The 18,257-nt window shown below is 61.3% G+C and carries 12 protein-coding genes; 9 read left to right on the top strand and 3 right to left on the bottom strand.

Going from position 1 to position 18,257, the window contains the following annotated elements:
- Positions 1 to 4: 4 nt before the first annotated feature.
- The 9 genes from EI290_RS15955 to EI290_RS15915 all read left to right on the top strand — a co-directional run bounded on the left by EI290_RS15955 (position 5) and on the right by EI290_RS15915 (position 14,330).
- Entirely contained in the window at positions 5 to 1,033 is a 1,029-nt protein-coding gene (locus EI290_RS15955) for a nucleotide-diphospho-sugar transferase (protein WP_185817028.1), read from the top strand.
- A 104-nt stretch (positions 1,034 to 1,137) separates the two neighbouring features.
- Positions 1,138 to 2,433: a glycosyltransferase family 4 protein gene (locus EI290_RS15950; RefSeq protein WP_125432421.1), complete on the top strand. Its 1,296-nt coding sequence runs from the start codon at positions 1,138 to 1,140 to the stop codon at positions 2,431 to 2,433.
- Positions 2,434 to 2,462: 29 nt separating this feature from the next.
- The gene (locus EI290_RS15945; RefSeq protein ID WP_125432419.1) at positions 2,463 to 3,302 is read left to right on the top strand and encodes a glycosyltransferase family 2 protein; all 840 of its coding nucleotides are present in this window, start codon (positions 2,463 to 2,465) and stop codon (positions 3,300 to 3,302) included.
- A gap of 52 nt (positions 3,303 to 3,354) precedes the next feature.
- Positions 3,355 to 4,557 carry a hypothetical protein gene (locus EI290_RS15940; RefSeq protein WP_125432417.1) on the top strand — a complete coding sequence of 401 codons (1,203 nt, stop codon included), beginning with the start codon at positions 3,355 to 3,357 and terminating at the stop codon, positions 4,555 to 4,557.
- Between the two features lie 597 nt (positions 4,558 to 5,154).
- Positions 5,155 to 8,607, top strand: coding sequence for an Ig-like domain-containing protein (locus EI290_RS15935; protein ID WP_125432415.1), 3,453 nt, complete (start codon positions 5,155 to 5,157; stop codon positions 8,605 to 8,607).
- A 231-nt stretch (positions 8,608 to 8,838) separates the two neighbouring features.
- Positions 8,839 to 9,951 (top strand): GDP-mannose 4,6-dehydratase, encoded by a 1,113-nt coding sequence (gmd, locus tag EI290_RS15930; protein ID WP_125432413.1) that lies wholly within the window; start codon positions 8,839 to 8,841, stop codon positions 9,949 to 9,951.
- Between the two features lie 128 nt (positions 9,952 to 10,079).
- Positions 10,080 to 11,036, top strand: a complete 957-nt coding sequence (locus EI290_RS15925) for a GDP-L-fucose synthase family protein (RefSeq protein WP_125432411.1) — start codon at positions 10,080 to 10,082, stop codon at positions 11,034 to 11,036.
- Between the two features lie 60 nt (positions 11,037 to 11,096).
- Positions 11,097 to 12,341: a glycosyltransferase family 61 protein gene (locus tag EI290_RS15920; RefSeq protein ID WP_125432409.1), complete on the top strand. Its 1,245-nt coding sequence runs from the start codon at positions 11,097 to 11,099 to the stop codon at positions 12,339 to 12,341.
- Positions 12,342 to 12,368: 27 nt separating this feature from the next.
- Positions 12,369 to 14,330 (top strand): glycosyltransferase family 2 protein, encoded by a 1,962-nt coding sequence (locus tag EI290_RS15915; protein ID WP_125432407.1) that lies wholly within the window; start codon positions 12,369 to 12,371, stop codon positions 14,328 to 14,330.
- 219 nt (positions 14,331 to 14,549) lie between these two features.
- On the opposite strand, the gene EI290_RS15910 is transcribed toward EI290_RS15915, so the two are convergent.
- The 3 genes from EI290_RS15910 to EI290_RS15900 are packed head-to-tail and all read right to left on the bottom strand — an operon-like array spanning position 14,550 to position 18,225.
- Positions 14,550 to 15,926: a glutamate-1-semialdehyde 2,1-aminomutase gene (locus EI290_RS15910; protein WP_125432405.1), complete on the bottom strand. Its 1,377-nt coding sequence runs from the start codon at positions 15,924 to 15,926 to the stop codon at positions 14,550 to 14,552.
- Between the two features lies 1 nt (position 15,927).
- Entirely contained in the window at positions 15,928 to 16,860 is a 933-nt protein-coding gene (locus EI290_RS15905; RefSeq protein ID WP_125432403.1) for a hypothetical protein, read from the bottom strand.
- 39 nt (positions 16,861 to 16,899) lie between these two features.
- On the bottom strand, positions 16,900 to 18,225 hold the full coding sequence (locus EI290_RS15900) for a DUF4910 domain-containing protein (RefSeq protein ID WP_221766270.1): 1,326 nt from the start codon (positions 18,223 to 18,225) through the stop codon (positions 16,900 to 16,902).
- Positions 18,226 to 18,257: the final 32 nt, after the last annotated feature.

Raw genomic sequence — 18,257 nt, 5'->3', positions numbered from 1 at the left:
TAGTATGCTGTCCTCTTCTGCTCCTGCCAGTACGCCTCCCTTACGTACGGCAGTTCTGCTGCTCATCTTCAACCGCCCCGATACGACCCGGCGCGTGTTTGAGGCCGTGCGCCGGGCCCGCCCGCCCCGGCTTTACATTGCCGCCGATGGCCCCCGCTCCTCCCACCCCGACGACCAGGCCCGCTGCACCGCCGCCCGTGCCATTGTGGCCGACATTGACTGGCCCTGCGAAGTATTCACCCTGTTCCGGACCACCAATCTGAACTGCGGTGTGGGCCCGGCCTCGGCCATTGACTGGTTTTTCCGGCAGGAAGAAGAGGGTATTATCCTGGAGGATGACTGCGTGCCGGCCCCTTCCTTCTTTCGCTTCTGCGAGGAGCTGCTGGCCCGCTACCGCACCGATACCCGCGTGATGCACATCGGAGGCAACAACTTCAGCCGGGAGGCGCAGCGGCCTCGCCCCGTGGCCGCCGAGTCGTACTACTTTTCCACGCAGGTGAATAGCTGGGGCTGGGCTACCTGGCGCCGGGCCTGGCAGCTCTACGATTTTCAGCTGAGCCAGTATCAGGAGCTGCGCGCCCAGGGCAAGCTGGCTGGCCTCTACAGCAGCTGGCTGGAAACCCGCTACCGCCTTGGCAAAATCGAGAGTGTGCTCGACCTGCCCCAGCCGCCCGATGTGTGGGACTACCAGTGGCACTTTACCATTGTGGCCAACTCGGGGCTGTGTATTGTGCCGGCCACTAACCTGGTAGGTAACATCGGGTTTGGCGAACAGGGCACCCACACGCTCAATGCCACCGACGAGTTTGCCAACGTGCCAACTACCAACCTGGCGTTTCCGCTCTGTCACCCTGCCACGGTGCTGGCCGACCGCCGCCGCGACCAGCGCCGCTTCCGCGAGTTTCTGTGGGGGCGGGTGGTGGCCAAAATCCGGCAAGTACTCCGGCGGGCCCACCCGGCACCCCGTACTGCCCGGACCGCTGCCCCGTTTACCGCCCCGGTACCGGCATTTTCACCGGCCACGCACGCCTGAAGGTGCCCTCTTGCCTCAGTACCCGCTCCTGATTATCCGCTAATCTTTTTTTCACCTCGAGCCCAGCTGCTCCCGCCCGCCGGCGCTTCCCTTCTTTTCTGCTCATGAACGTTCTGCTATCAGCCTACGCCTGCAACCCGGCGCACGGCGGCGAAGATGGTTTCGGCTTCAACTGGACCTGGCAAACCGCCCGGCAAGGTCACCGCGTGTGGTGCATTACCAACCCCGACGGCCGCAACGGCATTGCAGCCTTCCTGGCCGAACATGGTCAGGAGCTCAGCCCCGACCAGCTGCAGTTTGTATTTGTGGCAGTGCCGGCCTGGGTACAGTTTCTGCACCGCTGGCAGTTTGGCGTGTACCTGCACTACATGGTGTGGCAATACCTGGCCTGGAAAGAAGCGGCCCGCATCAGCCGGACCGTAGACTTTGACTACGTGCATCATGCCACCTACGGCAGCCTGCAGATGGGCTCTTGGATGTGGCGTCTGGGAAAGCCCCTCATTTTTGGGCCCGTTGGCGGTGCCCAGCGCGCACCCCGCGCCTTCCGGGCCTTCATTCCCGACTGGTTTAAGTCGGAAACCATGCGCAACGTTGTGGGCTGGCTACTGCTCACGTTTGACCCCAACGTGCGCCAGACGCTGCGCCACGCGGCCCTGGTGCTGGCCACCAACTCCGAAACCGCCGCGCTGGCCCGCCGCCTGGGCGCCCGCCGCGTAGAGCTGTTCCTGGATTCAGGCCTGCCGGATTCGTTTTTCCCTCCCTCCTTCCCGCAGCGGGAGCCCGCGCCCACTTTTCGCCTGCTCTGGCTGGGCCGCCTGTTTCCGCGCAAAGCACTATTGCTGGCCCTCGATGCCCTGGCCCGGGTGGACCAGCAGATTCCTTTTCATTTAACCATTGTGGGCGACGGGCCACTGGGGCCGCAGCTGCCGGCCATTATTGCCCGCCACGGCCTCCAGGATCGGGTTACCTGGCGCGGGGCCGTATCCTGGCAGGAGGTGCGGGCCGCCTTCCTCTCCCACGATGCCTTCCTGTTTGGCAGCCTGCGCGACTCCTTTGCCTCCCAGTTTCTGGAAGCTATGGCCACTGGCCTGCCCATCATCACCCTCGACCACCAGGGCGCCCACGATTTTGTTCCGGACACCGCTGGCTGTAAGGTGCCGGTAACCACCCCGGAAGCTACGGCTACGGCTTTGGCTAGGGCCGTGGAATATTTCTACCATCAGCCGGATGCCCGCCTGGCTGCCGGGCAGGCAGGCTACCACTTTGCCTGCACTCAAACCTGGGCCAGGCGTACCCGTCGCCTGCTGCAGTTGGTACAGCCCCTGCTGCCGCCGCCGCTTACCCGCCCCCTGCGGGTTCCGGGCCGGGAGCCCGCCGTTGCTACTCTGGCTCAGGTGTAGTTTCTCCTCATAATTCACACTGCTTGGCTATGCTCTACATTGTTATTCCTGTTTTCAACCGCAAGGAATTCACCCGCGCCTGCCTCCAGTCGCTGCAGCAGCAAACCGTCCAGGGGTTTCGGGTGGTGGTAGTGGATGATGGCTCCACGGATGGCACCGGCCGTATGCTGCGGGAGGAGTTCCCGGAAGTGCGCATTGAGGAAGGCGACGGAAACCTGTTCTGGACGGCCGGGGTGAACCTGGGCATCCGCCGGGCCCTGGCCGAAGGAGCAACCCATGTGATGACGCTCAACAACGACGTGCTGGCTGCCCCCGATTTTGTGGCCCGGATGCTGGCCAGCGCCGAACAGCACCCCACGGCCGTACTGGGCGCGCTGGAGCTGGATGCAGAAACCAGCCTGCCCGTGTACGGAGGCGAAACCCTGGACTGGCGCACCAATACCCGCCGCGACCTGCTGGAAATCCTCCCCCCCGAGCGGCAGCAGGGACTGCACGCCGTTACGTACCTGCCCGGCCGGGGTCTGCTCATTCCGCGGCAGGTGCTGGAAACCATCGGCCTCTTCGATGAAAAGCGCCTCCCCCACTACCTGGCCGACTTCGACTACACCAGCGTGGCCCGCCGCCACGGGTTTCCGGTGTACTGCAATTACGACGCCCGCCTGAGTACCTACCCTGAGGAGAGTGGTCAGGAAATAACCCGCCGCCAGCGCAGTCTGCGGGGCTACTATCAGCATTTGTTCGGCATTCGGGGAGGCGGTAATCTGCGCAACTTCACCTGGTTTGGCCTTAAAAACTGCCCCCGTCCTTACCTGCCTTACTTCCTGCTGAATGGGTATGCCCGGCGCCTGGTTGGCTACTTCCTGCACTAACTGTAAGGGGGTAGCCTCGGAATAGCTCCTTAATTTTAACCTCCGCCCGACTATGGCCAACTTTACGCTGCTGCACGCCCTGCTGGGGGGTGCCACTCTGCTGATTAGCGCCACCTGTGCACTGCGCCCGGCCCAGGAGGCTGTGCTGGTTATCCGGGAGGGCGGCACGTATTCCGGCCGCTACGAAAGCGTCAGCTCCGACCAGGCCTGCATCCGGGTAGAAACCACCGAGCCGGTTATTCTGGATGGCTGCGAGCTGAGAGGGCCGGGGCCGCTGATAGATGCTACCACCGGCGGAAGCCAGCTTATTGTGCGGAACTGCCGGGCCTATGGCGCTTCCCCAACTGCCGACAACCGGGCCCAGGGCCGGTTTTTAGAAGTGAATGATGGCGTGAGCCTGCTGGCCGAAAACAATTACCTGGAGCACACGGCCGGAATACTGGTGTACCGCTGGCAGGGCGATGGATCAGCGGGCCAGAGCATTACGGTACGGCTCAACCAGGCCCGCAACATAGATGGCCGCTTCCGCAACGGCGGGGGCGCGAAGGTGAGCTTTCTGCAGCTTAACGAGATTCATGGTTTGGGCAACATTGATATCAGCTGGAATGAAGTCATCAACGAGCCCGACCAGAGTTTGGTAGAGGACAACATCAACCTGCATAACTCCTCCGGTACCCCCAGCAGCCCGTTGCGCGTCCACCACAACTATATCCAGGGCGCGTACCCGGTACCGGCCACGGCCCCCACTTTCACCGGTTCCGGCATTACAACCGATGGTGATGCCACATCGGCCCAGCTAACGACTGCCTACGTGGAGGCATTTGCCAACACGGTGGTAAGCACCGGCAACGCTGGTATGAACATTGCCGCCGGCCACCACAACCATTTCCATCATAACCGCATCGTTACCAGTGGGTTGCTGCCCGACGGCAGACGCCTACCCTCCAGCTACGCCGGCACGGCCATATTCAATGGGTACCGTAAGCCGGCCACCGTATTTTTTGCGAACCGCATGACGGGCAATACTATTGGTTTCGTCAGCTGGGGCCGCCGCAGCCCGTTTCCGGACCGCCACGACCTAAGCACCGATGCCTGCAGTACCTGTACGGGTACCATCCATCTGCCCCCGCCCGTTACACGCCAGACCGAAACCCGGGAGTACGCTGCCTGGCAGCAGCAGGCGCGTGCTGCCACCCGGCGGCCAGGTCCCGAAAAGATGCTCCGCGCTACTACCACCGTGAGGCTAACTAATTGACCAGTAAAGCGTACATTATTTTGCCATTTGCTTCAAGCAGCAAAACTGCCCGTCAGGTTCTGACGGGCAGTTTTGCTTTTGGCCATTCCTAACAGTTAGAAGAATAATACTATTTCAAATTTTTTCACCTGACTTTGCATATTCAACTCTTTTTATACATTTGCAATGAACCTCAGGCATCAATCTAGTACTTTTCTTAGTTATAGATTGATCAGGTCACCCACTTATCTTTCCATACGCCTCAGTTTACAGGATTTGGATAGGATGGAAAAGGGAACCGATAGTTCAGTGGGTTGTGTACAACCCCTGGTGGCTGCAGATGGAACAGTGCGGAGCGATAAACAGGTTTGCCACAAGCTTTTAGGCCAGTTCTTACTATCCAACATCTTCGTTGGCGGTGGAGCATACAACCGGAAACAGCCAGATGCAAGGTGCCATGCACTTGGCTCGGACGGCCTACAAGCACTTCCTCAGGAAGACAGAACAGCAACTTTCATCAATAGCATAAATTTTATCCAGCCATCTGGAACAAATTGACTTAGGGATGTGGTTAGCGTCATATTCCTATATAGTTTTTTTCTTTTAAAGGCTCACAGAATGCAAAAAGCCCTCAGCACTACGTTTCACCTGATGACTAAAAGCACCCGCTCTGGCGCCCGCCTGCTGTCGTTGTCGGCAGCCATGATTTCCTTTTTCGGTCTGCTACCTGCCACTTCCCAGGCCCAGGGCCAGTACCCCACCAACATCACGTACTCTGCCCCCATTACCATCACGCAGGGGGGAACGTATACCGGAAACTTCCGCAGCACCGATTCGAACACGCCCTGCATCCGGATCCAGACCACGCAACCGGTTACAATTACGGGTTGCACGCTGGTAGGAGCCGGCGACCTGATAGACGCCAAAAATGGCGGTTCCACGCTGGTGATTACCAATAATAAAGGATATGGTACCCAGCAAAGCATTGATAACCGCCGCCACGGCCGGTTTCTGGAGGTAAACTCCGGCCGCTCGGTGCGCGTGGAGAATAACTACTTTGAGCACACCTCGGGCATTGCTGCTTACCAGTGGAGCGGGGATGGCTCGGCCGCCCAGACGCTCACAGTCCGCTACAACCAGGCCAAAAACATCGACGGCCGCTTCCGCAACGGTGGGGGCGAGTACGTGCAGTTCTGCGGCCTGAACCAGGTGCGCAACGTGGGCAACATCGAAATTGCCTGGAATCAGGTGATCAACGAGCCCAATAATAGCCTGGTAGAAGATAACATCAACTTCTACAACTCGGGAGGAGTGCAGCAGAGCCCCGCCCGCGTGCACGATAACTACGTGCAGGGTGCCTACCCCTACCCGGCCAACGGAAATAAGTTTACCGGCACGGGTATGACCACGGACGGCGACGGTTCGTCGGCTTCCACCACGGCTGCCTTCATTGAGGCATATAACAACCAGTTCATCAGCACGTGTAACGCAGCCATGAACATTGCTGCCGGCCACGACATCTACTACCACGACAACCGGGAAGTTACCAGTGCCCTGCTGCCCGATGGCTCGGCTCTGAACGCTACGTACGCCGCTACGGCTGTGTTCAATGCCTACCAGCAGCCTGGCTCGGTGTTCTATAACAACCGGATTGCCAACAACACCATTGGGTTTGTGAAGAATGGCTACAACGTTCCGTACGCCAACCGCCACGACCTGAGCACCGGAGCCTGCTCCTCCTGCACCGGCACTAACCACCTGCCCAACCCGATTACGCTCCAGACCGAGCAGAACGAGTTTACCCTTTGGGGGCAGAAACGCCAGCAGAACAACATCACCATTGGTGCCGGGGGCACCAACACGGGTGGCACTACCACTACGCCTACCACGCCCACTACCCCCACGCAGCCGGTAACTACCAGCCCGTTGCCAACGCCGGCCAATGCTACGTTTGTGCGGGCTATCAACCTCAACGGGGGCGCAGCTACTATTGATGGCAAGAGTTGGGAGGCCAGCAGCGGTGCTAGCGGCTTCCAGATCAATGGTACGCCATTTGCCAACCAGGGTATTGCCCTGAACCCTGCTACCGATGCCGCCCGGGCTGACCTGATTCGCTCCTCGGTGTATGGCAACGCGCTGACGGCTACTGTAACCGTAGCCAACGGCACCTATCTGGTGTACACCTACGTGTGGGAAGACAACAACCCCGAAACCTACAGCCTGGCGCTGGAAGGCCAGACGGTGCAGAACAACTTTAACAGCGGCTCGGCCGGCAGCTGGAGCCGCCTCGGCCCCTTCACGGCCAACGTAACCGACGGTAACCTCACGCTGGTTTCCTCGGGTGGTACTATCAACCTGTCGGGCATCGAAATCTGGAAGTCGAATACGGCTGCCCAGAACCAGGCCCCGACGGTGAGCCTGTCGGCAGCCAGCTCCTCGGTCACGGTGAATACGGCCCTGGCCCTGACGGCCACCGCCGCCGACGGCGACGGCTCGGTGAGCAAGGTGGAGTTCTTCAACGGCTCGACCAAGCTGGGCGAGGACACCTCGGCTCCCTTCCAGCTGAGCTGGACGCCCACGGCCACCGGCCCGGCCTCGCTCACGGCCAAAGCCACTGACAATGCCGGCGCCGCCACTACCTCCGCCCCCGTTACCGTTACTGTGAATCCGGCTACTACCACCACGCCTTCGCCTACCTTCACTGGTCCGGCCAACGCTACGTTCTTCCGGGCTATTGACCTGGGTGGGCCGGCTTCTACCCTGGATGGCCACAGCTGGGAGGCTTCGGCCGGCGCGGCTAACCTACAGGTGACCGGTATGGCCTTCAGCAACACCTCCACCACGCTGCAGCCCAGCACCGATGCGGCCCGCGCTGCCATGCTCACCACGGCCCTGGGCGGCACCAATGTGGGCGCTACGCTTAGCAACGTGGCCAACGGTACGTACAGCGTGTACGCTTACATCTGGGAAGATAATGGCCCGGAAACGACCAACATTGTACTGGAAGGCCAGACGGTGCGTGCCAACTACAACACAGGCGCGGCCGGCCATTGGGAGCGACTGGGGCCGTACCAGGTTAACGTAACCGATGGCAACATTGTACTGGCTACGTCGGGTGGTCATCCGAACCTCTCGGGTATTGAAGTGTGGAAACACAATAGCACCACTCAGAACCAGGCCCCGACGGTGAGCCTGTCGGCAGCCAGCTCCTCGGTCACGGTGAATACGGCCCTGGCCCTGACGGCCACCGCCGCCGACGGCGACGGCTCGGTGAGCAAGGTGGAGTTCTTCAACGGCTCGACCAAGCTGGGCGAGGACACCTCGGCTCCCTTCCAGCTGAGCTGGACGCCCACGGCCACCGGCCCGGCCTCGCTCACGGCCAAAGCCACTGACAATGCCGGCGCCGCCACTACCTCCGCCCCCGTTACCGTTACTGTGAATCCGGCTTCGGCTGCTACCGCCACGTTCTATCGGGCCATCAACCTCAATGGGGCTGCCACCTCCCTGGATGGCAACGCCTGGCAGGCTAGCACGGCGGCCAACTACAGCACCAACGGCACGCCCTTCGCTAACCAGGGCGTTACTCTGAACCCGGCCACCACAACGGCCCGTGCGCAGATGATTCGCTCCTCGGTGTATAGCCGTAACCTGACCTTCACGATGACCAGCGTACCCAACGGAACATACGAGGTGTACGCATATATCTGGGAAGACAATGCGGCCCAGACGGTGAGCATTGCCCTGAACGGCCAGACCGTACTGAGCAATTACAACACCGGTTCGGCCGGCAGCTGGAAAAAGATTGGCCCGTACGCTGTTACGGTTACCAATGGCTCCATTCAGCTAACCAGCAGCGGCGGCGACCTGAACCTCTCCGGAGTGGAAGTATGGAGCAAATCGGGGGGTACGGCTTTCCAGCCCTTCACGCCCTTCCAGCCAGCCGCTTCGGCCATGGCCGCGGTACTGAACCCAGCAACGGGCGCTACTTCGGCTCCGGTGGCCCTGCGCCCCACTCTGGTTGCTGCTCCGGTTTCAGTTGCGCGTCAGCGCGTGGCTACCCGCCTGATTTAAGCAGTAGAATAACCAACTCGCAGCGTCTGGCTGCAGTAGGGTAGAAAAGCCCGGTTTCTTCGGAAGCCGGGCTTTTTTGCGTTTTTGCTTGTTTTTACTTATTCAATATTAAAAATAAATATTTTTATAGATAGGGTTGGAATTATAGTTTATAATACAATAATTTGTCGTAAAAGTTCTACACGCGGCTACCGCGTGCTCTCTGCTGTATCACTCCTCACTTCACTTCTTATGAAGCGCGCACTTATTACAGGCATCACGGGCCAGGACGGCTCTTATCTGGCCGAGCTTCTTTTGAGCAAGGGCTACGAAGTACACGGTATCAAGCGCCGCTCTTCTATGTTCAATACCGAGCGGATTGACCACCTCTACCAGGACCCCCACGAGGAGCACGTGCGCTTCAAGCTGCACTACGGCGACCTAACCGACTCCACCAACCTGATCCGGATTATGCAGGAAGTGCAGCCCGATGAGGTGTACAACCTGGGGGCCATGTCGCACGTGAAGGTGAGCTTCGACACGCCCGAGTACACGGCCGACGTGGACGGGGTGGGCACGCTGCGGCTGCTGGAAGCGGTGCGCATTCTGGGCCTCACGCACAAGACGCGCATCTACCAGGCCAGCACCTCGGAGCTCTACGGGCTGGTGCAGGAAGTGCCCCAGCGCGAAACCACGCCCTTCTACCCCCGCTCGCCCTACGCCGTGGCCAAGCTCTACGGCTTCTGGATTACGGTCAACTACCGCGAGGCCTACGGCATGTACGCCTGCAACGGCATCCTGTTCAACCACGAGAGCCCGCAGCGGGGTGAAACCTTCGTGACGCGCAAGATTACCCGCGCCGCTGCCCGCATTGCCCTGGGCCTGCAGGACAAGCTGTATCTGGGCAACCTGGACGCCCAGCGCGACTGGGGCCACGCCAAAGACTACGTGGAAGCTATGTGGCGTATGCTCCAGCAGCAACACCCCCGCGACTACGTGGTGGCCACCGGCGTAACCACCACCGTGCGCGAGTTTGTGCGCCTGGCTTTTGCCGAGTTAGGTATTGAGGTGGGCTTTAGCGGCAAGGGCGTACAGGAAACCGGCGTTGTGGTAGCCTGCCACCATCCTGATTTTCAGCTGCCCCTGGGGCAGGAAGTAGTAGCCGTGGACCCCGCGTATTTCCGGCCAACCGAAGTAGAGCTGCTTATCGGCGACCCTACCCGCGCCAAGACCGAGTTGGGCTGGGAGCCTCAGTACGACCTGCCCGCCCTGGTACAGGATATGGTGCAGGCCGATTTACGCCTGTTCCGCCGGGACGCCGTCTTGCTGGAAGCCGGCCACCAGATTATGTACCACGATGAGTAAGCGGTAACAGGGTGAGGTGGTGAGTTTAACGGGCTGTTTGCGCCACTTGCGCCACTTGCCCTGATATGACCACCAGAACATCAAACTCACCACTTCACCACCTCACTATTTCACCTATTCTCTCCCTCATGGAACACAATGCCAAAATATACGTGGCCGGCCACCGGGGCATGGTGGGCTCGGCCCTGCTGCGCCGGCTGAAGCGGGCCGGCTACCACAACCTGGTAACGCGCACCTCCCAGGAGCTGGACCTGCGCGACCAGGCTGCCGTGGAGGACTTCTTCGCCCTGGAAAACCCGGAGTATGTCCTGCTGGCCGCCGCCAAAGTAGGCGGCATTGTGGCCAACAACACCTACCGGGCCGATTTCCTCTACGACAACCTGATGATACAGAACAACATCATCAGCCAGAGCCAGCAGCATGGGGTGCGCAAACTGCTGTTTCTGGGTTCCTCCTGCATCTACCCCAAGCTGGCCCCGCAGCCCATCCGGGAGGAGTACCTGCTCACCGGGCCGCTGGAGCCCACCAATGAGCCCTACGCCATTGCCAAAATAGCCGGCCTCAAGCTCTGTGAGGCTTACCGCAGCCAGTACGGGTGCAACTTTATTTCGGCCATGCCAACTAACCTCTACGGCCCCGGCGACAACTACGACCTGCAAAACTCGCACGTGCTGCCGGCCTTGCTGCGCAAGTTTTCCGAGGGCGTGGACCGGGGGCTGCCTCGGGTGCAGGTGTGGGGCACGGGCACACCGCGCCGCGAGTTTCTGCACGTGGATGACCTGGCCGATGCCTGCCTGCATCTGCTGCTGCACTACAATGGGGCCGAGCCCGTGAACATTGGTACCGGCCGCGACATCAGCATTCAGGAGCTGGCCGACCTGGTAGCCGAGCTAACGGGGTATGCCGGTGAAATTCTGTTCGATTTCTCCAAGCCCGACGGCACCCCACGCAAGCTACTGGACGTGACCAAGCTACGCAGCCTGGGCTGGCAGCACGCCATTGGCCTGCGCGAAGGTATTATGAGCGTGCTCCAGTCGGCGGAGTGGCAGCAGGCCACCCGGCTGCCGGAGCCGCAGCTGGTTTGAGCAGGGTACGGCCAGCCAAACTGCTTGCTGAGGTAGTATTACTTAAACCGACTGGGGGTTATGCATGATGCCTTACTCAGAGCCCGCCGCAAGGCAGGTCGCCTGCTCCGCGAATGGGTGCCTTTCAATAGCCAGTACCGGCCCACCGGCGTGCATACTAGCAGCTGGGTGCTGGCTACCCTGCCGGGCAGCACGGCCGCTTACTACGGGGTAGTACCGCCTTACATTTCGCGTTTGGTGGTGCCCAACGATTTTTACGAGCAGGCCTCCGTGTACGAGGGCCTGCACGATAAGCCTCACCGGGAAGAGTCGGTGCCGGAGGCATTTGTGGTAGCCCTGCGGGATGGACGGGTGTATGCCGATAACTTCAACAGTGTTGCCATTATTGCGGCCGATAATAAGCTGGTGGGGGATGCATCCTTCCAGTACAGCAAGCAGCATTGGGACCTTACAGCCCCCCAGGACAACAACATTTTTCAGCAGCGGTATTTTGTGCCCCCGCTGGATGTACCGGGCACGGTGTGCAGCCTGCTTTCGGGGGGAGGCGCGGCCAGCGGCAACTATTACCACTGGCTTATCGACTCCCTGCCCAAGCTGTACCTGGTGCGGGAGGCCGGCCTCCTGGACACGGTCGATTATTTTCTGGTCTACGACAAATCGAAGCGGTTTGTCGTGGACTCGCTGGCGGCGCTGGGCATCGGGCCCGAGCGGATCCTGGATATCAGCACCACACCCCATATTCGGGCACGCAGGGTATTGGCTACCTCAGGAGTACGAGGGCGGCTTACGCACACGCCCACATGGGCCTGTGATTTTCTGCGCAGCATTCTGCTCCCACCCCCGCCCGTGCAACGCTCCTTCGGGCCCCTGCTCTATATCAGCCGCCGCGATGCACCGGGCCGGCATGTTCTCAACGAGCCTGAAGTGGAAGCACTGCTGCAGGAATACGGATTCGAGACGCATGTTCTCACGCCGTACACCCAGGACGAGAAAACTGCCCTGTTTGCCCAGGCCCGCATTATTGTTTCGCCGGTGGGAGCCGGTCTGGCCAATATTGTGGTGAGCCCACCCGGAGCCGAGCTGATTGAGCTGTTTCCAACCAGCTTCGTGGTGGCCGATTACCTTGAGTTCACGTCCCGCCTGAGCATTCAGCACCAGTATCTGGTATGTGAAACACCCCACGCCAGCACCACGCGCACCAATGCCCAGCGCGACGACCTGCGGGTGGATACGGCGGCGCTCCGCCATTTGGTTGAGAAAGCCCTCAGCCGGCAGGGGGCGGCAGTGGTAACCTCTGCTTCCTGACTCACTCGTCTTCTGATTTGATTTGCCATGCCTACTGCTTTACTTTCCCTGGTAACCTGGAATAGTGCCGAGAGCATTGAAGCCTGCCTGGCATCTGTGCTGGCCCAATCATACACCGATTTTGAGGTGTGGGTGGTAGATAATGATTCGTACGATGATACGTGCAGCCGGGTGGCTGCCCTGGCCGCCACCGATGCCCGCCTGAGTCTGCACCAACTGCCCCGTAATACGGGTTTCTGCGGAGGCCATAACTACTCCCTCGACCGCACCACCCATGAGTTGGTATTGCTGGTAAACCCCGATGTAGAAATGGCCCCCGATTATCTGGAGCGGGCGGTAGCTGCCATCCGGCAGCATGAGCAAATTGGCACTGTGTGCGGTCTGCTGCTGCAAAGCTCCGAGGAAGACCCCCGCATTGATAGCGCTGGTATGCAGGCGCTGGCAGATGGCCGCTTCGGCCTGCGCCTGCACGGCCGGCGCCTGAGCGAGGTGGGGGCCCTTGCGCAAGCGCACGTGGATGGCGCCGACGGTGCCCTACCGTTGTTTCGGCGCGAATTTATTGATGACTTGCGGGTTCAGGGCGAGTTTTTTGATGCGCGCTTTTTTGCGCACAAGGAAGACTGGGATATTGCCTGGCGTGGCCGCCTGTACGGGTGGAAAACCTTGTTTGAGCCCGCTTGCCGGGCCCTGCACCCCCGCCAGTTCCTGCCGGCCAACCTGCGCCTGCGCCGCCGCCTGAGCGGGGCCATTCGCACCGATGCCGTAAAAAACCAATGGCTGCTGCTGCTGAAGAATACCACCTCTCGGCAAGCGCCTGGTTTGCTGCTCAGAGCCCTTCCCCGGCAGCTGGCTATTTTGGGCTATGCGGCCCTGGCCGAGCGGGAATCGTTGCAGGCAGTACGCTACCTCTGGCAACACTGGCGCGATGTACAGGCTACCCGCCAGCTGGTGCAGCTTCGGGCCCGGCAGCCCTGGCTTCCGCCAGCCCAACCAGCGGGGGTTACTCCGCTGCTGAGCATCTGCGTCCCTACCTACCACCGGCCGGAACTGCTGGCCCGCGCCCTGCGCTCTATTGGTCCGCTCCCGGCCGAGGTGGAGGTTATCATTTCTGATAACTCCACCCACAACGACTTCAGCGAAAAGGTTAGCGCCCATGTGCTCCACAACCAGCCCGGGGGGCGCTGGCGCTATTACCGTAACCCCGCCGGCGGCAGTGCCGCCACCAATTGGGTAGCCTGCGTGGAAAGAGCCCGGGGGCATTACATTCTGATGCTCCACGATGATGATTATCTGCTGCCCGGCGGCCTGTTAACCATGCTGCACACGCTACGCCGGGTACGCCAGCAGCAACATGCGGTATTGTTTGGGGTAAGCGTAGTAGATGGCAACCGCCAGGAGTTGCAGCGCCAGGTGCCCCGGCACACCACGTACTTACCCCCCACCCAGGCCGTAGAGGCCCTGCTGACCGACTCAGCCCTGGTGCGGATACCGGCGCTGGTGGTGAGCCGGGAGGCTTACCTGCGCACAGGCGGCCCCGACCCCACCCAGCGCGACACCGACGACACGGACCTGTGGCTGCGGGTATTTGCCTACGGGGGCGTGCTCCAGGTACCAGCCGTAACGGCCGCGTACTCCGTGCACGACGGGGCCCTGACTACCGGCATGTTTCAGGAGCAGAACATTCAGCTGCTGCTACGCATTTTCCAGAAGGCCCGTACTCATAATCTGCTGCCTGAGTCGCGCCTGCGGCAGGCCGAGTCCCACTTCTTCCATCAGTTTGTGCTGGCTGGTGCCTACCGGGCCCTGCGCCAGCATGATGCCGCCGGGGCGCGCAAGGTGCTGCAGCTGCTGCAGTTGCCCGCCCTGCGCCACTTGCCGGTTTCCCTACGCTGGCTTCCCGTGCGCTGGGGCCTGCACCTGCTAACCCTAGTCAGATGGAGCCCTCCTACCCCACCCAGGCTTGTTTCCTGGCTTCGGCCCAGCCTGTAAGCCCGTGTACAAGCCCATGAGCAGGTGCTCTGCTTAGCAGTAGCACCGGCCTGTTGGCCACCCCGGAAGCAACCGTAGCCCGGCCGTCCCTCCTCCCTGGCATTGCCAACAGGAAGGGGCGGCCGGGCTACCCGTTACGGCACCCGTTGCCGGTTTCCGCTTCAGTACCAGAGCTGGCACCATGCCCTCTGCTTGCCGGTGATTCCCTGGCAAGCGACGCTAGTTGTAGCGCCGGTACACAATTTTGAGCGGGCGGCCGGTCAGGTAGTTCTCCACTCCTTCATCCAGGGCCCGGCGGTAAATGGCCAGCACCTCGAACAGGCTGTCGATGGTCTGGTCGATGATGTCGTTGGTCATGGAATAGTTGGTCACGAAGGACGGGCACAGGATACCGCGGCGGGTGGTTTCCTGCAGAAACAGGGCCCGCATGGCCTGAGAAGGAATTCCATCCTGGTCGCGGGTGGCGTAGGTGAGGCAGCAGGGCTTGCCCAGCAGTTCCACGTAGGGCTGCAGCTCGTACTGCGCTACGGCCTGCCGGAAACCAACCGCCAGCCGCTCCCCCAGCGCGTGTAGCTTTTCTACCACCGGCTCCTCCTGATAAATCTGCATGACGGCGCGGGCGGCAGCCAGGGCGTGGGTTTCGGCCCCGTACGTGGTAGAGAGCAGAAATACCCGCTCGTGCGGGTGGTAGATGCCGCCCCGCTCCATCAGCTCGCGGCGCCCCGTGAGGGCCGCCAGGCTGAATCCGTTAGCAATGGCCTTGCCGAAGGTAGATAAGTCGGGCTGAATGCCGTGCCGGTACTGGGCTCCGCGGTTGTCCCACCGGAAACCGGTAATTACTTCGTCAAAAATCAGGATGACCCCTTCCCGGCGGCACAGCGCCTGTACACCGGCCAGGTAGCCGGGGGCCGGTTCCTGGTCTTTTTCTACTTCCATAATCACGCAGGCCACCTTACCCGCGTGGGCAGCCAGCAGGGCTTCCAGCCCTGGCAGGTCGTTGTAGCGGAATTTCAGGCTCAGGGCCTTGGTAGCTTCCGGAATGCCGCCCTGCACGGGCGTGGTGCCCATAAACCAGTCGTCGACGGAGAAAAACGGATGATCCTGGCACAGCGCTACCAGGTCGCGGCCGGTGTAGGCCCGGGCCAGCTTGATGGCGGCACTGGTTACATCGGAGCCGTTTTTGGCAAATTTCACCATTTCGCCGGCCTGGGTGCAGGCCAGAAACTCCTCGGCCACCTCCAGCTCCAGCAGGGCCGGCCGGCCGAAGTTGGTGCCCAGCTCCATTTGCCGCTGGGCAGCCTCCACCACCGGGGCATAGGCGTGGCCCAGCGTAACGGAACGCAACCCGGCGTTAAACTCCACAAACTGGTTGCCATCCACGTCCCAGACGTGGCTACCCTTACCCCGCACGATGTAAGGGGCCATAAACTCCGGAAACTGGTCGTCGCCTTTGGCATACGTGTGGCCCCCACCCGGAATTACCTCGTTAAACCGGCGCTTCAGCAGATTGGAGCGGGTAAAATTGCGGGGCTGATGCGCAAATGAGGTGGCCGGGGCAAGAGGGGCAAGAGGAGCAACAGTGGAGTCGTGCAGCATATCAGAGGGGCTCCGACTGGAGCGTTTGGGGTGCGTAGGTAACTGATTCGAGCGGCGTGCCGGCCTCATATTCCGCAATCAGCTCCGGCGGGAGCCGGCGGAGGTCGGCGAGGCGGTAATAGTCGGCCAGGGTGGTGCCGGTACAGGCGGAGTCGTAGTTGGGAGCGCCACGGTGGGCCAGCAGGTCGTCCAGGTTCACGGTTCGGAAATCAATGCTGAACCGGGTTTTTCCGGTGTGGTTGGGCACGGTGGAGTGCATCTGGGCGGCCGAAAAGACCGTAATACCGCCCACCGGGGAAATTACCCGCAGCTGCGGATCGAGGCGCAGGGCCTGCACCGGCTGGGGCCGCTGCCGCCGGTCGGGTACGCCGGGGTTCTGCGCCAAGCGGGCGCCTTCGGTGTACCACTCGTGGCAGTTGTAGCCCTCGGAGCCGTTGGGCACGGGTTGCGCCCAGTACTCGGGGTGAAAGGCCATGGTATTGCCCGATTCGTGCTCATAAATCGGGAACCACCAGTTCACTTGGCACAGGGGTCCGGAAAACCAGGTGTCGCGGTGCGCCTCGAACGAATAGGCAATACCCCGGCTCAGAAACTGGTTGCTGGTAGCCGTGCGCATGCGGGGCACATCGAAATAGGTTTTCTCCGGGTCACACCCCATTTCCAGCAAAATGGCCTGCACCAGCTGCTTGGAGCGTGCATGGTTGATGAACGCCGGCTTGAAGCTGTTGAGCAGGGCCTCATACTCGGGGGCCGTGAGCTGATGCTGGGCCGTTACGGGGTCCAACTCGCCGAAGGCTTCCTCAATCATAAAGCGGGCAAACTCTACCAGCGCCAGCGCAGCGGGCCCCGGAGGGTAGACGCAGATCTGGCCATCAAACAGCCGTTTCCGGCGTTCATCATCGGAAAGAGCAGGATCAACATAGAGCGTATTCATACAGCATAAAATTGAGGGGAGAAGCAGATGATATTCGGATCACGAAGCGTGCAGCAGCCCTACGCCTTCCAGTGCCACGGCGGCCCGGTGCAGCAGCGGTACGGGCAGGGCTGCCTGCTCGGCAATGGCAAGCAGGCTGTGCTGCCCATCAGAGAGGTTGAGCACCCAGAGCAAAGCCAGCTGCCAGTCGGCCCCTTCCTGCCCCCCGCCCACACCCTTGTACAATCCCCGGCGGCCCAGTTGCGGCTCCCCGTAGGGTTGCAGGTTGCGGTAGGTGCGGTTGCTTTCCAGGGTCAGGCACAGGGCTTCCAGTACACTCAGGCTTTCGGCCAACTGCTCTGGCGCTACAAAATCCAGGTTATCAGCGGAGGTATGGTACTCGGCAAACTCCCCGAAAGGGGTACGCGAGAAGCAGCCCACCGGCAGGTTAAAGCCCGGAGAGCAGTACTGCCGCTCATCGTAGCCATAAGGCAGCCAGGGGCGCAGGGCGTGGGGCACTTGGGCATCACGCAGCACCAGGGCCATGGCGCGGTCCACCTCGGCAGTGGCGCGGCGGCTTTGCTTGTAGGTAAAGTGCCCGGCCCCACCCAGCAGCGTGAGCACCAGCCCGTGCCGGATCAGGCCCACCGTGTCCTGGTGGCGGCTCAGCCATACAATGGACCCGATGGTGCCGGGCACAAACACAAACCGGTAAGTGTAGCGCCGGGGCGTGCGGGCCAGCTCGCGGGCCAGGAAAGTGGCCACTACCAGCCCCGACAAGTTGTCGTTGGCCAAGGACGGATGGCAGCAGTGGCAGGACAGCAGCACCTCCTCCTCGGAGGTACCTGCCAGCACCAGCTCCCCGTAGGTGAGGGTGCCGTGCTCGTCCAGGGTGCTGTCGATGCAGACCTCGTAGTACTCATCCTGGAGTTGCTGGCGCTGCTGGTGGCTGAGGCAGAAGCCCCAGTTAGGCTGGTAGTAGCTGGTGCGGTACGGAATGAGGTGAGGCTGCTCGGGCAGGGAAAACAGATGATCCTCCAACTCCTGGCGCGAAAACCACCCGTGCACCGGGGTGCTGTACTGTAGTATATGCAGGTTGTGCTGGCGGAAATCAATGACCCGCTCCCCGGCCGCATTTTTCACCCAGGCGTCGCGGATGTTCCATTCGGCCGGCACCGTCCAGTCGAGGGCTGGGGTGCCGCTGGGCACCTCGTGCACCCGCAAAGCCGGCAGATACTCGCGCAGGATGGCCAGCGTCTGGCGTACTCCGTTGCCCGTGAGGCTGCGGCAGATGGGGTAAAGCCGCTCCATCAGCGCGTGCATGGCCGCCCCCGGCGTGGGAGCCGCCAGCGGAGCGGACGTAACGGGCAAAGTAGCAGCAGGCATAAGCGAAAGGCAGGAGCACAGGAAGGGTTACT

Origin of the sequence: Hymenobacter metallilatus (assembly GCF_003944705.1) — a bacterium.
GTDB classification, from domain to species: domain Bacteria; phylum Bacteroidota; class Bacteroidia; order Cytophagales; family Hymenobacteraceae; genus Hymenobacter; species Hymenobacter metallilatus.
This window is presented reverse-complemented; position numbering and strand designations above follow the sequence as displayed.